This window comes from Streptomyces sp. NPDC059002 (genome assembly GCF_042740435.1).
Taxonomy (GTDB): domain Bacteria; phylum Actinomycetota; class Actinomycetes; order Streptomycetales; family Streptomycetaceae; genus Streptomyces.
The window spans coordinates 1-14,237 of the sequence record NZ_JBHYJI010000088.1; the positions used below are offsets into that span (position 1 = coordinate 1).

Annotated in this window: 12 protein-coding genes; 4 read left to right on the top strand and 8 right to left on the bottom strand. The window is 71.7% G+C overall.

The window, feature by feature from the left end; genetic code table 11:
* Positions 1-70: 70 nt before the first annotated feature.
* The 3 genes from ACFWZ2_RS40715 to ACFWZ2_RS40725 are packed head-to-tail and all read right to left on the bottom strand — an operon-like array spanning position 71 to position 3,091.
* The gene (locus ACFWZ2_RS40715) at positions 71-871 is read right to left on the bottom strand and encodes an alpha/beta fold hydrolase (RefSeq protein ID WP_384554718.1); all 801 of its coding nucleotides are present in this window, start codon (positions 869-871) and stop codon (positions 71-73) included.
* Positions 868-1,614 carry a DUF998 domain-containing protein gene (locus ACFWZ2_RS40720; RefSeq protein WP_384554720.1) on the bottom strand — a complete coding sequence of 249 codons (747 nt, stop codon included), beginning with the start codon at positions 1,612-1,614 and terminating at the stop codon, positions 868-870. The genes ACFWZ2_RS40715 and ACFWZ2_RS40720 overlap by 4 nt, the downstream gene beginning before the upstream one ends.
* Before the next feature lie 13 nt (positions 1,615-1,627).
* Complete coding sequence (locus ACFWZ2_RS40725; RefSeq protein ID WP_384554722.1) at positions 1,628-3,091, bottom strand: APC family permease; 1,464 nt, start codon at positions 3,089-3,091, stop codon at positions 1,628-1,630.
* Positions 3,092-3,161: 70 nt separating this feature from the next.
* On the opposite strand from ACFWZ2_RS40725, the gene ACFWZ2_RS40730 reads away from it, so the two are divergent.
* Together ACFWZ2_RS40730 and ACFWZ2_RS40735 are read left to right on the top strand one after the other, a co-directional pair.
* The gene (locus ACFWZ2_RS40730; RefSeq protein WP_384554724.1) at positions 3,162-3,629 is read left to right on the top strand and encodes a hypothetical protein; all 468 of its coding nucleotides are present in this window, start codon (positions 3,162-3,164) and stop codon (positions 3,627-3,629) included.
* Positions 3,630-3,763: 134 nt separating this feature from the next.
* On the top strand, positions 3,764-5,404 hold the full coding sequence (locus ACFWZ2_RS40735) for a multicopper oxidase family protein (RefSeq protein ID WP_384554726.1): 1,641 nt from the start codon (positions 3,764-3,766) through the stop codon (positions 5,402-5,404).
* Between the two features lie 78 nt (positions 5,405-5,482).
* On the opposite strand, the gene ACFWZ2_RS40740 is transcribed toward ACFWZ2_RS40735, so the two are convergent.
* Positions 5,483-6,148, bottom strand: coding sequence for a hypothetical protein (locus ACFWZ2_RS40740; protein ID WP_384554727.1), 666 nt, complete (start codon positions 6,146-6,148; stop codon positions 5,483-5,485).
* Positions 6,149-6,426: 278 nt separating this feature from the next.
* Between ACFWZ2_RS40740 and ACFWZ2_RS40745 the strand changes: the two genes are divergently transcribed.
* Positions 6,427-8,184: an NAD+ synthase gene (locus tag ACFWZ2_RS40745; RefSeq protein ID WP_384554729.1), complete on the top strand. Its 1,758-nt coding sequence runs from the start codon at positions 6,427-6,429 to the stop codon at positions 8,182-8,184.
* An 11-nt stretch (positions 8,185-8,195) separates the two neighbouring features.
* Here the strand turns inward: ACFWZ2_RS40745 and ACFWZ2_RS40750 are convergent, their stop codons facing one another.
* From ACFWZ2_RS40750 to ACFWZ2_RS40765, 4 genes are all read right to left on the bottom strand, one after another.
* Positions 8,196-9,413: an MFS transporter gene (locus ACFWZ2_RS40750; RefSeq protein WP_384554731.1), complete on the bottom strand. Its 1,218-nt coding sequence runs from the start codon at positions 9,411-9,413 to the stop codon at positions 8,196-8,198.
* A gap of 105 nt (positions 9,414-9,518) precedes the next feature.
* The gene (locus ACFWZ2_RS40755) at positions 9,519-10,547 is read right to left on the bottom strand and encodes an endonuclease/exonuclease/phosphatase family protein (RefSeq protein WP_384554732.1); all 1,029 of its coding nucleotides are present in this window, start codon (positions 10,545-10,547) and stop codon (positions 9,519-9,521) included.
* Between the two features lie 208 nt (positions 10,548-10,755).
* Positions 10,756-11,313 carry a TetR/AcrR family transcriptional regulator gene (locus ACFWZ2_RS40760; RefSeq protein ID WP_384554734.1) on the bottom strand — a complete coding sequence of 186 codons (558 nt, stop codon included), beginning with the start codon at positions 11,311-11,313 and terminating at the stop codon, positions 10,756-10,758.
* 109 nt (positions 11,314-11,422) lie between these two features.
* Entirely contained in the window at positions 11,423-13,018 is a 1,596-nt protein-coding gene (locus ACFWZ2_RS40765; protein ID WP_384554735.1) for an MFS transporter, read from the bottom strand.
* Positions 13,019-13,233: 215 nt separating this feature from the next.
* Here ACFWZ2_RS40765 and panB point away from each other — a divergent pair, with 215 nt between their 5' ends.
* Entirely contained in the window at positions 13,234-14,115 is an 882-nt protein-coding gene (gene panB / locus ACFWZ2_RS40770; RefSeq protein WP_384554737.1) for a 3-methyl-2-oxobutanoate hydroxymethyltransferase, read from the top strand.
* Positions 14,116-14,237: the final 122 nt, after the last annotated feature.

The following is a 14,237-nucleotide window of genomic DNA, read 5'->3' on the forward strand; positions in this document are numbered from 1 at the left end:
CGTCTGCTCGGTCGCCCGGCAGACGCGACTGCGGCTCTTCTTGGGCTGAGCGCGCCGTTCCCCGCGCCCCCTAGCGGGGGCCCGTTGTCAGGATTGCCTCGGCGACGTCGGCGGGGCGGTCCCGTATGACCAGGTGGCCCGACGGCTCCGCGACGTGGAACGTAGCTGCGAGGCCCTCGGCCAGGCGCCGCTGGCGGGTCAGCCAGCGACGGGAGCCGCCCGCGTGGGCGGCGAGGACCGTCACGGGCAGGGCGGCCGGGAGGGGGAACGCGCGGCGCAGGGCGGACAGTTCGGTGGCGACGTCGCCGTACGTCGCGTACTCCATGAGTGCCGCCCGCCACACGCGGCTGGTTCCGTAGACCCAGGCCTGGGGGTGGGGCGCCAGCAGACGGCGCAGCAGAGGGCCCACCGCCCTCGGCACCCCGGCCGCGCACAGCACCGTCGCGCACGCGCGCGTGCAGGCCACCCGTGGGGCGCGGGGCAGCAGGACACGGGGGTGTTCCTCCACGCTGGAGTCGACCAGGACGAGGCCCGCCGTCCGCTCCGGGTGGCGGCGGGCGAAGGCCTCGGCGTGGAAGCCGGCGAGGGAGTGGCCCGCCAGTGTGGCCCGCTGTCCGCCGAGGCCCACCGCGTCGAGCACCTGGAGGATGCGATCGGCCTCGCCGCGCAAGGTGGGTGCCACGCGCGCGTGGCCGCTGAGTCCGAGGCCGGGGCGGTCGAAGCGGACGACGGTGCGGGTCGGCGCGAGCAGCGGCACCACGGGGTCCCAGTCGAACCAGCCGAGCCCGAGCCCGGCGCTCAGCACGCAGACGGGGCCGCTCCCGGTCACCTCGACGTGGTGCGGCACTCCCCCGACGCGTACGAACGTCACCCCCGCCGCTCCGCCGGATCCGCGGCGGAGGACAGGACCGACCAGGCGAGGGCCGCGATCCAGACCGCGATGGACAGGAGCTGGATCCGCTGGGCGACGCCGAGGCCCCAGGTGCCGTGCCCCGCGTCGAACGCGGCGACGGCGGCCAGTGTCCAGCCGGTGGCGGCCAGTTCGACGACGACGAGGACGGGGCCGGTGCGTGCGAGGAGCGGCCAGCTGTCGGCGTGGCGGCGGGCGACGACGGTGAGCAGCACCATGCCGATCAGCGCCCCGACGACCGCGCTGCTGCTGCTGAACGCGTGCGCGGCATGCGTCCAGGGGATGTCGCCCGCCCGCTCCCGCGCGGCGCAGCCCGCGTCGGCGGTCGGCGCGCAGCTCAGCGGCAGCCGCGAGTCGGCCACCGTGGCCGCGCCGAACAGCACGAGGCCCGCCCAGCCCGTCACGGCCAGGGCCCCGCGCGGCGGCCGCACCAGCGCGACGACCGCGCCCGCGAGGACGAAGAGGCCGCCGAACAGGTCGGCGGTGCGGAAGAACGTGCCGTACGGCTGGTCCTCCCCGGCGAGTTCGCTGACGTACGACCGCAGGGGCGAGATGCCCGTCGGCAGGAACGCCTCGAACACCCAGGTGGTGTACGCGAGGGCGCCGACGAGGAGCAGCAGCGCGACGGCGCGTGAGGTCCTGGTGCCGCGCGACTGCTTGCCTGGGGACATGGCCTCTGCCGTGACGGTCGTCGTGGGTGACATCGGTCGACACATGCTATTTCGCGCCATCGACAGCCCTGTGTTCGGGGTGGATCCAGCCGGGTTTGCGGAACTTGAGGAAGGCGGCAGGGGCCAGGACGCCGAGCGCGAGCAGACCGCCGCCGACGATCAGCAGATAGCGCCAGAGCGGCCCCTTGCCGAACTGGTCGGGCGGCACGAAGCCGATGCCGAGCGCGACGAGCGACGCGATGAACCCGACGGCCGCGACGAGGGTGACCGCGGGGACGACGAAGCCGCGCGGCACGTGCGGCTGGGACTTCCGCAGCCGCACGACGGCCACGAACATCAGCAGGTAGGCGATGAGGTAGATCTGCACGGTGATCACGGAGAACATCCAGTAGGCGCTGGAGACGTCGTCGCTGAAGGCGTAGAGGACGCCGATCAGGGTGGTGACCACGCCCTGCGCGATCATGATGTTCTGCGGGACGCCCGCCTTGTTGAACTTCTGCAGGAAGGGCGGCAGATAGCCCTCCTGCCGGGCGAGCGTCACCAGGCCCTTGGCGGGTCCCGCGAGCCAGGTGAGCATGCCGCCGAGCGCGGCCATGACGAGCATGACGCCGACGATCTTCGTCATCCAGCCGATGTGGAAGTGGTCGAAGAACGCCTGGAACGCCTGCATCAGACCCGCGGTGAGGCTGAGTTCCTCCGACGGCATGACCCAGCTGATGGCCAGGGCCGGAAGGATGAAGATCAGCAGGACGAGGCCGGTGGCGAGGAAGATCGAGCGCGGGTACTCGGCGCGGGGGTGGCGCAGCGACGACACATGGACGCCGTTCATCTCCATGCCCGCGTAGGAGAGGAAGTTGTTGACGATGAGGACCAGGCTGGCGAGCCCGGTCCACGGGGGCAGCCAGTGGTCGGCGGTCATGGGCGCGGCGGACGGGTTGCCCTGTCCCAGGAAGACGATGCCGAGGACGACGAGGACGACACCGGGGATGAGCGTTCCGATGATGAGCCCGAGGGAGGAGAGCCCGGCGACGGTCTTGGTGCCGCGCGAGGTGATCCACACCCCCGTCCAGTAGATGACGACGATGACGATCGCTACGTAGGGGCCGTTCTCGGCGAGGCTCGGATGCACGACGTACGCGAACGTCGAGGCCACATAGGCGAGCAGGCTCGGGTAGTACGCGATGGTCATGGCGAACTGGCACCACACCGCGACGAACCCGAGCGGCTTGCCGAGCGCCTCGCTCACCCACCGGTAGATGCCGCCGGACCACCCGGAGGCCAGCTCGGCGCCGACCAGTGCGGTGGGGAGCAGGAAGACGACGGCGGGCAGCAGATAGAGGAAGATCGCGGCGAGCCCGTAGATGGCCATCGACGGCGAGGGCCGCAGACTGGCCACGGACGCGGTGGTCATGAGGGCGAGCGTCACCCAGGAGATGAACTGCCGCGGAATGGCGGGATCCGGCTCCGGGAGTGTGCCGGCGCCGGTCTGCTCCGGTTCGTCCGTAGTCATGCGCTCATGATCGTCGGAGCGGCGGGGGTCCGCACGTCACGCCATACCCGGCGGGGGTAGGGTGTCGCCCATGGCGACGACAAGGGGCCGCACGGGTCACGGGCAGCTGCTGCTGCTCGCCGCGCTGCTCTTCGGGATCGTCACCATGCATACGTTGGGTCATCCGTCGGGTGGTCATGAGAGCGGGCCCACCGGGGCGGCCACGGCCACCGGCGCGTCGGCGGCGATGGCACACGAGATGGGGGCGGCGCCCGTCGCGCACGGCCCCGGCCGGGGCGCCGACGGCGACGGCGACCGCGTCCTGCGCGTGGCCTCCCCCGTCCCCGAGCCGCACGACGGAATGGCGATGGATCCGCTGTCCGTGTGCCTCGCGGTGCTCGGAGCCTTCACCCTCGCCCTGCTGGTGCGGGCCGGACTGCTGCGGCCCGGCGGCACCCTCGCCCGCTTCCCCGGGCCCGGGCGGCTCCTGCACGCCCTGCGGCCGCAACCGCCGCCGCCCCGCACGCTGCTGTCCCGCCTCTCGGTGCTGCGCATTTAGGCCCGCGCACCGGCTGCTTCGCGCTGCCCGCGAACTCGTGGCATCCCCCTGGGAACCCACGGGCGTCGAGCGGTACACCGGAAGCAGCGGATGCGCCCATCTGCACGCACCACACACCGAGGTGTCACTCAGTCATGCGTAAGAAAGTTCCGTACACCCCCACGCGCCGGAGCCTGCTCGGCGCCGCGGCGGCCGTCGCCGGGACGGGAATCCTGACGGCCTGCTCCGGATCGGACTCGGGCGGCCACGGCGGTCACGGCCAGGGCGCCGGATCGGCGCCGGAGGGCTATGTCGACCCGGCGGGCAAGGAAGTCGCCGCCGCGGAGAAGAAGCGCGCCCGCGGCGGCAAGGTCCGCGAGGTCAGGCTCATGGCCATGGAGGCCAAGCTCGACCTGGGCGGCCCCCAGGTCAGGACGTGGGCGTACGGGGACCGCCTGCCCGGCAAGGAAGTCCGGGTCACCGCGGGCGACACCCTCGCGCTCACCCTCGCCAACCACCTCCCCCAGGCCACGTCCCTGCACTGGCACGGCATCTCCCTGCGCAACGACATGGACGGCGTGCCCGGCCTCACCCAGAAGGACATCAAGCCCGGCGCGGACTTCACCTACCGCTTCGCGGTGCCGCACCCGGGGACGTACTGGTTCCACCCGCACTCCGGCACCCAGCAGGACCGCGGCCTCTACGCGCCGCTGATCGTCGAGGACCCGAAGGAGCCCCTGAAGTACGACAAGGAGTGGGTGGTCGTCCTCGACGACTGGGTCGACGGGGTGGACGGCTCCACGCCGGACGGCGTGCTCGCCGAGCTCAGCAAGGGCATGGGCGGCCACGACATGGGCGGCGAGGGCGACGGCTCGGGCGGCATGGACCACGGCGGCGGCCACGACATGTCGAACATGTCCTACACCGCGGCCCGGACCGCACCGTCGCCGAAGCCTTCGGGGCCCTCCCGGATGATGATGGGCGCCAAGAGCGACCTGCTCGGGGGCGACGCGGGCGACGTCGCCTACCCGCACTACCTGATCAACGGCCGTACGGCGAAGGCGCCTTCGCAGTTCCGTGCCCGTCCCGGCGACCGCATCCGCCTGCGCATCATCAACGCGGGCGGGGACACGGCCTTCCGCGTGGCGCTCGGCGGCCACGAGATGACGGTGACGCACACGGACGGCTTCCCCGTGGAGCACGCGAAGACGGACGCGCTGCTGCTCGGCATGGGCGAGCGGTACGACGTCCTGGTCACCGCGGGCGACGGCGCCTTCCCGCTGACCGCCGTGGCCGAGGGCAAGAAGGCGGCGGCGCTCGCGGTGCTCCGCACGGGCGGCGGGGCCGCACCGGCCGCGTCGGTCCGGCCCGAGGAGCTGAAGGGCCGCCTCCTGACGGCGGACAAGCTGAGGTCGCACGAGTCCGTCGCGCTGTCCGCCCGCAAGCCGGACCGCACGATCAGGCTCCAACTGACGGGCGGCATGGCGAAGTACGACTGGGCCTTCGACAAGAAGCCGTACTCCCCCGGGCAGCGCCGTCCGCTGCGCGCGGGCGAGCGGGTCCGCCTGGTCTTCGCCAACTCCACGTCGATGTGGCACCCGGTGCACCTGCACGGCCACACCTTCGCCCTGGCGAACGTGCCCGGCGGCCCCCGCAAGGACACCGCGATCGTCCTGCCGAACGGCACGCTGACCGTGGACTTCGACGCCGACAACCCGGGCCTGTGGATGATCCACTGCCACAACGTCTACCACGCGGAGGCAGGCATGATGACGGTCCTCGGCTACCGCAAGTAGCCGCGCCGCTCGCGCAAGGCCGCCCCGCCCCGCTCACTCGGGGCGGGGCGGGGCGGGGCGGCCAGGACCAGGGCCGGGTCAGTCGTTGGGGGTGAGTGTGATCGTCCAGGAGCCCGACGCCTGGACCTCGAAGTAGTACGTGCCGTCGAGGCCGGTGAGCGCCTTCTCGTAACTGCCACTCCCGGTGATCTCGTTGGCCATGCCGGACTCGTCCAGCCAGCCGCCCTCGATGCCGGGGCCGTGGCCGGTGACGATGAAGTTGTCCTGGCCCGCGCCGAACGCACCGTTGTTGCCCTTGACCGTCATCTCGGCGACGTAGTCACCGGACAGTTCGACCTTCTTGGTGACCTTCTTGCCCTGGCCGGAGAGCGTGACGGGCTTGGCGGCGGGCTCGGGGGCCTCCTGCGCCGGAGCATCCTGCGATTCACCGGAAGCCGCGCTGTCCTCGTGCCCGCCCGCGGGCGCGGCCTTGCTCCCCGCCTTGGTCTCGGCCTTGGTCCCGGCCTTCGCCTCCGCCTTGGTCTCGGCCTTCGCCTCCGACGCCCCCTTGCCGGAGTCCTTGCCCGCGCCCGCCGCCGCGGCGATCACGATGACCGCCACCACCGAGAGGAACGCCGTGAGGACCTTGTGCCGCGCGAACCAGTTCTTCTTGCGCTGCGGCTCCTGCGGGGGCATCGGCGCGCCCCACTGCGGCTGCTGCGGCGACGGTGCGGACTGGCCCCACTGCGGCTGGTGGTTGCTCATGCGGGCATGACTCCTTGAAGACGTACGGGCCGATGCGGCCCAAGGGGGCAGGTCAGGCCGGCACGGCCCGGGGAGGGGGAAGCTGCGGTGGGACACATCGCGCTGCGACGACGCGGCACGGGCCCCGCGAACCGGGTGGAAGCGGGACATAAGCAGCCCATAAAGCATGGCATCGCCGCCCTGCCCCGCACTCCCGCAAAGGTCCCCGGCCCCCGGGACCAAGGTCACCGCCCACCGCAGGCAGGACATCGCGTCGGTTTGACGATTAGACTGGCCCCGTGCCTCAACTACGCCTCGCCCTGAATCAGATCGACTCGACCGTCGGCGATCTCGCCGGGAACGCCGAGGCGATCGTCCGCTGGACCCGGCACTCCGCCGAGCAGGGAGCGCATCTCGTCGCGTTCCCCGAGATGGCACTCACCGGGTACCCCGTCGAGGACCTCGCCCTGCGCCCGTCCTTCGTCCAGGCCTCGCGGGAGGCGCTGCACGCGCTCGCCGGGCGGCTCGACGAGGAGGGCTTCGGGGAACTGCCCGTCGTCGTCGGCTATCTCGACCGCACCGACGAGGCCAAGCCCCGCTTCGGCCAGCCCGCGGGGGCGCCGCGCAACGCGGGCGCCGTGCTGCACCGCGGCGAGGTCGCGCTGACGTACTCCAAGCACCACCTGCCCAACTACGGCGTCTTCGACGAGTTCCGCTACTTCGTGCCGGGCGAGACCCTGCCGATCGTGCGGGTGCACGGCGTCGACGTCGCCCTCGCCATCTGCGAGGACCTCTGGCAGGACGGCGGCCGCGTCCCCGCGACCCGTACGGCGGGCGCGGGCCTGCTGCTCTCCATCAACGCCTCGCCGTACGAGCAGAACAAGGACGACCAGCGCCTGGAGCTGGTGCGCAAGCGCGCCCAGGAGGCCGGCTGCACCACCGCCTACCTCGCGATGATCGGCGGCCAGGACGAGCTGGTCTTCGACGGCGACTCGATCGTCGTCGACAAGGACGGCGAAGTCATCGCGCGCGCGCCGCAGTTCGCCGAGGGCTGCGTGGTGCTCGACCTGGAGCTGCCCGCCGCGGGCGAGGCCCCCTCGGGGGTCGTCGACGACGGTCTGCGCATCGAGCACGTCACCGTCTCCGCCGAGCCGCTGCCCGCGTACGAGGCGGAGCTCACCGGCGGGTACGCCGAGCGGCTCGACGACGACGAGGAGGTCTACTCCGCGCTGGTCGTGGGGCTGCGCGCGTACGCCGCGAAGAACGGGTTCAGCAGCGTCCTCATCGGCCTCTCCGGCGGCATCGACTCCGCGCTCACCGCCGCCATCGCCTGCGACGCCCTCGGCGCACCGCACGTGTACGGCGTCGCCATGCCGTCCCGCTACTCGTCCGAGCACTCGATCGGCGACGCGGAGGAGCTTGCGCGGCGCACCGGGCTGAATCTCCGCACCGTGCCGATCGCCCCGATGTTCGACGCGTACATGGGCTCGCTCGGTCTGACCGGCCTCGCCGAGGAGAACCTCCAGTCACGGCTGCGCGGCACGATGCTGATGGCGCTCTCCAACCAGGAGGGGCACATCGTGCTCGCGCCGGGCAACAAGTCCGAGCTCGCGGTGGGGTATTCGACGCTCTACGGCGACTCCGTAGGGGCGTACGGACCGATCAAGGACGTCTACAAGTCCTCGATCTTCCGGCTCGCCCGCTGGCGCAACCGCGCGGCCGAGGAGCGCGGGCACACCCCGCCGATCCCGGAGAACTCCATCAGCAAGCCGCCGAGCGCGGAGCTGCGGCCCGACCAGGTCGACACGGACTCGCTGCCCGACTACCCCGTCCTGGACGGCATCCTGGAGCTCTACGTCGACCGGGACCGGAGCGCCGACGCGATCGTGGCCGCGGGCTACGACCGGGATCTCGTGGTCAAGACCCTGCGGATGGTCGACACCGCCGAGTACAAGCGCAGGCAGTACCCGCCGGGCACGAAGATCTCCGCGAAGGGCTTCGGCAAGGACCGCCGCCTGCCGATCACCAACCGCTGGCGCGAGTCGGCGACGGGCTGACCCCGGCCCGCTCAGTGGTGGCGGGACGGCTCCCGGACGGGAGTGCCCGCCGCCACCAGGCGTTCCCCGCCCGCCGCCACCGGCGAGCGGAGGTCCACCAGATACGCCGCGCCCGCCACCGCGAGACCGAGCACCGCGAGCAGCGCGCCCGTCACCGCGGGGGACGTGACGCCGAAGCCCGCCGCGAGGGCGAGGCCGCCGATCCAGGCGCCGCCCGCGTTGGCGAGGTTGAACGCCGCCTGGTTCGCGGACGAGGCGAGCGAGGGGGCCGCGGCCGCCTTCTCCATGACCATCAGCTGCAGGGGCGATCCGGTGGTGAACGCCGCCATGCCGAGCAGCACCACGGCGAGCGCCGCGCTCCAGCCGGCGCTCATCAGGAGCGGGAAGAACGCGAGGACGACGGCCAGCGCGGTCAGACCGCCGAAGAGCGTGCCCCGCAGGGAGTGGTCCGCGAGGCGGCCGCCGAGGAGGTTGCCCGCGGTGGCGCCGACGCCGAAGAGGGCGAGCAGCAGCGTGACGCTGGACTCCGCGTAGCCCGCCGCGTCCGTGAGCATCGGCGTGATGTAGCTGTACGCGGCGAACAGTGCGCCGAAGCCCGCGACCGTCGTACCGAGCGCGAGCCAGACCGGGACGCTGCCGAGCGCCCGCAGTTCGCCGCGCAGGCCGACCGCGTCGCCGTGACCGTGGTCGGCGGGGACCAGCAGGGCGAGCGCGGCGATGGCGGCGATGCCGATCGCGCTGACCGCGAGGAACGTGGCGCGCCAGCCGAGCTGCTGCCCCATCGCCGTGGCGACGGGCACGCCGACGATGTTGGCGACGGTGAGGCCGAGGAACATCAGGGACACCGAGCGGGCCTTGCGCTCCGGGGCGACGAGCCCGGTGGCGACGACGGCGCCGACGCCGAAGAAGGCGCCGTGCGGCAGTCCGCTGAGGAAGCGGGCGGCCATCAGCCAGTGGTAGTCGGGCGCGGCGGCCGACAGGGCGTTGCCCGCGACGAACAGCACCATCAGGCCGATCAGCACGCGGCGGCGCGGCAGCTTCGCGGTGACGGCGGCGAGCAGCGGGGCGCCGATGACGACGCCGAGCGCGTACGCGGAGACGAGGTGTCCCGCGGTCGGGATGGATATGTGCAGGTCGTCCGCGACATTGGGCAGCAGGCCCATCATCACGAACTCGGTCGTGCCGATGCCGAAGGCGCCCACGGCGAGGGCGAGCAGGGCCAGAGGCATGGGGAGGTACCTTCCACGGAAGCAGGGGGAATCCATAAGTTTACGTACGGAACAAAGCCCCCCGCGCCAGGTATTCCGTGGGCTCGCGACGCCCTCGGCGGCGCGCTACTCGGAGAGCTCGACCCGCGCCGCGATCGGCAGATGGTCGCTGTTCGTCTCCGGCAGCGTCCAGGAGGAGACCGGCTCGACGCCCTTGACCATGATCTGGTCGATGCGCGCCATCGGGAACGACGCGGGCCAGCTGAAGCCGAACCCGTTGCCCGCCGCGCCCTGCGTGGACCGCATCTGCGCGGTGACGGCGTTCAGCGCGCGGTCGTTCATCGTGCCGTTGAGGTCGCCGAGCAGGATGACCTTGCCGAGCTTCTCGTCGGCGATGGCCTCACCGAGCGCGTCGGCGCTGTCGTCGCGCTGGTTGGCGGTGAAGCCCGCGTCGAGCTTCACGCGGACCGAGGGCAGGTGCGCCACGTAGACGGCGACCTCGCCCTTGGGGGTGTTGACCGTCGCCCGCAGCGCGCGGACCCAGCCCAGCTTGATGTCCACGGGCTTGGTGTCGGTCAGCGGGTACTTGCTCCACAGGCCGACCGTGCCCTTGACCGAGTGGTACTTGTAGGTGCCCGCCAGCGCCTTCTCGTACGTCGGGACGGCGTCCGCGGTGAGTTCCTCGAGGGCGATGACGTCGGCGCCGGACGCGGCGACGTCCTGGGCCGTGCCGGTCGGGTCGGTGTTCTCCGCGTTCACGTTGTGCGTGGCCACGGTCAGATCGCCGCCGGTGCCGGACTTGTCGGTGATCAGGCCGCCGAACTGGTTGACCCAGATGACCGCGGGCAGCAGCACCGCGATCAGGGCGGTCGCGGACTTGCGCACCAGGCCGATGACGATCAGCACCGGGACGAAGACGCCGAGCCAGGGCAGGAAGGTCTCGGTCAGGCTGCCGAGGTTGCCGATGTTGTTCGGGATCTGCGCGTGGAAGAGCATCACCAGGGCGAGCAGGATCGCGGCCCCCGCGGTGACGAGGCCGCGCCGCCAGATGCCGGGATCGCCGCGCCAGCCGTCGATCAGGCGCCGGAACCGGGACCCCGGACGCTCGGGCCCCGAGCCGTCGCTGCCCGTCTCCGTCATATACGCCTGCGCCATGCTCTCGTCGCCTCACTGCCTGCCGTGCACACCGTCTGCCCCGCCCCTGAAACCCTAGGCGATGATCGGGTGCGTCCCTGCCGTCCGCGACGGCCGTACTGGCACGAGGACGAACAAGGCGGCTCGGCGGGTTCCTGACGGGCCCGGCGCGAGCGGTCTCTGTGACGAAATGCGCACAACTCCGGACCAGCGGCTCAGGGCGCGCCGCTCACCGCCGCGCCTGCGGTCGCAGCCCTTCGAGGACGCTGTCGACGATCTGTTCCGCGAGGTCGTCGTCGAGCGGCGCGTCGGGGCGCATCACGGTGCGCAGCAGCATGGGCCCGACGAACAGGTCGTTGGCCATCTCGATGTCGACGTCCGCGCGCAGCTCGCCGTTGGCGGCGCCCCGCCGCAGCACCTCGACCATGGTGCGGCGGCGGGGGTCGATGACCGTGGCGTGATAGGCGTCCCACAGCTTGGGCAGGGCCTTCATCTGCGCGAAGACGTTGTGCAGCAGGGCCGACGAGCGCATGTTGAGGCCGCGTCTGCGCAGGCTCTCCAGGAGGAGGACCATGTCGTCGCGCATCGAGGTGCCCGGCAGTTCGGGGTCCTGCTCCTCGAAGACGCGCAGGACGTCGACGAAGAGCGCCTCCTTGCCGTCCCAGCGCCGGTAGATGGTGGCCTTGCCGACGCCCGCGGTGCGGGCGATCCGCTCGATGGACAGCTCCGTCAGCGGCACCCCGTCCTCCAGGAGCCGCACCACGCCCTCGATGATCGCCTGCTCCACGGCCTCACTCCTGGGGCGCCCCCGGACACCCTTGGTGGCGTGTGCTGCCTTGGCGGTGTGGACCACGTCATCTCCGTCTCTCAGCGGGGCCTGCCGGGCCGATTCTCCCTCAGCGCCCCGCGGCGCCCACCGGCTCGGGCTTCTCCTCCGCCGTCTCGGGCTTGGGCGTACGCCCCGGCAGGAACAGGAAGACGATCACCGAGCCGATCAGTGCGACGCCCGCGCCGCACAGCGCGGTGACGTGCATGGCGTGCAGGAAGGAGTCGTTGGCGGCGCTCACCAGGGGCTCGCCGCGGGGGCCGAGCCTGGCCGCGACGCCGAGCGTCGCCTCGATGGACTCGCCCGCGGCGTGCCGGGCCCCCGCGGGCAGCAGGACCAGCTTGTCCTCGACGCCGTTGCGGTACGCCGTGGAGAGCACCGAGCCGAGGACCGCGATGCCGAGGGCGCCGCCGACCTGCCGGAAGGTGTTGCTGAGCGCGGACGCGGAGCCGGCCTTCTCGCGCGGCAGGGCCTGCATGATGACGACGCTGGTCGGGGTCATGATGTGCGCCATGCCCGCGCCCATCAGGAAGAAGATGACCTCCAGGATCCAGATCGGCGTATCGGCCTCCAGGAAGGCGAAGGACGCCAGGGTCGCCATCACCAGGAGCAGCCCGCCGGTGCACACGGCACGGACGCCGAAGCGGTCGACGACGAGCCGGGTGCGCGGCGCGAAGATCAGCTGGGCGGCGGCGAGCGGCAGCAGCAGCAGACCGGTCTGCAGCGGCGAGTAGCCGCGCACGCTCTGCGTGTAGAAGACCGAGAAGAAGGTCACGCCCATCAGCGCGAAGAAGACGAGCGCGATGGCGCTGATCGCCGCGGAGAAGATCCGGTTCTTGAAGTACGAGATGTCGATGGACGGGTGGTCGCTGCGCTTCTCGTACAGCACGAAGCCGATGAGTACGACGAGGCCCGCACCAGCGGTGGCGAGGACGGCCGGGTCGGTGAAGTCGGCGAGCTGGCCGCCCTTGATGATGCCGTAGACGAGCAGGACGAGACCGACGACGGAGAGCGCGACGCCGACCAGGTCGATGCGGCCCGGCCTGGGGTCGCGGGAGTCGGGCACCAGCCACATCATCAGCGCGAACGCGATCAGCACGATCGGTACGTTGATGAGGAAGACCGAGCCCCACCAGAAGTGGTCGAGCAGCACACCGCCGGTGATGGGGCCGATCGCGATGGCGAGGCCGACGCCGCCCGCCCAGATGCCGATGGCCTTGGGCTGCTCCTCGCGTTCGAAGACGTTCATCAGGATGGCGAGGGTGGCGGGCATCACGAAGGCCGCACCGAGCCCCATCAGCGCGCGGAACGCGATGAGCTGGAGGGGCGATCCGGACGCCGCGGCGAGCGCCGAGCCGACGCCGAAGACGACGAGGCCGCCGAGCAGGACCTTCTTGCGGCCGAGCCGGTCGCCGAGCAGTCCCGCGGTGAACAGGAGGCCCGCGAAGACGAGCGTGTAGGCGTTGATGGCCCATTCGATCTCGCCCTGGGTGGCGCCGAGGCCGGTGGGTTCCGGGGTCGAGATCGTCTTGATGGCGACGTTCAGGATCGAGTTGTCGAGCACCACGATCAGCAGGCTGAGCATCAGCACCCCGAGGATCACCCAGCGACGCCGGTGGACGGCCTCGGGTATGCGGGGTGGAGCGGGTACGGCGGGAGTTGACATGACGTCCAGCCTAGAACCATTTCGATACGATACCGTCTCGTATTGGAAAGACTTTACTCGGCCCGTACGAGGACATGGCCCGCCCTCGGGCCGTACGCGGGAGTGGCCCGGCTTACCGGCGGACGCACTAGCCCCGGAGCGGTACGTGATGCCACCATGGAAGGGATCCGGGGACGCCGTCAGGGCGCCTCGAGATGACAGAAGGAGCCGTTGCGATGACGCAGCTTTCGGCTGCCCAGAAGAGCGCCGACGCCCCCCAGAGCCCCGACAGCAGCAAGGCGCTGTACGGCGGCAAGGGCACCCGGCGCATCACCGTGCGCGACATCACCGCCGCCAAGGAGCGCGGCGAGAAGTGGCCCATGCTCACCGCCTACGACGCGATGACCGCATCCGTCTTCGACGAGGCGGGCATCCCCGTCATGCTCGTCGGCGACTCCGCGGGCAACTGCCACCTCGGGTACGAGACCACCGTGCCCGTCACCCTCGACGAGATGACCATGCTGTCCGCCGCGGTCGTACGGGGCACATCGCGCGCCCTGATCGTCGGCGACCTGCCGTTCGGCTCCTACCAGGAAGGACCCGTCCAGGCGCTCCGCTCGGCCACCCGCCTGGTGAAGGACGCGGGCGTCGGCGCGGTCAAGCTGGAGGGCGGCGAACGCTCCCTGGCCCAGACCGAGTTGCTCGTCCAGTCCGGCATCCCCGTCATGTCCCACCTCGGCCTCACCCCGCAGTCCGTGAACACCATGGGCTACCGCGTACAGGGCCGCGGCGACGAGGCCGCCCACCGGCTCCTCCACGACGCCAAGGCCGCGCAGGACGCGGGCGCCTTCGCGGTCGTCCTCGAACTCGTCCCCGAGGAACTCGCCGCCGAGGTCACCCGCTCCCTGCACATCCCGACCGTCGGCATCGGGGCGGGCGCCGCGTGCGACGCGCAGGTCCTCGTCTGGACCGACATGCTCGGCCTCACCGGCGGAAAGATGCCGCGCTTCGTCAAGCAGTACGCCGATCTGCGCGGCGTCATGTCCGACGCGGCGAAGGCGTTCGCCGAGGACGTGGTGGGCGGGGCGTTCCCCGCACCGGAACACGCCGTCCACTGAGGCCTGGGCGGCGCCTGGACCATGACCGGGCGCCGCCCACCCGAGACCATCGCGGCACCACTGACAGCCCGTCGATTCCCCCGTCGACGGGCTGTCGGCCGTCGCCCCCCCCTGTCCCGCCG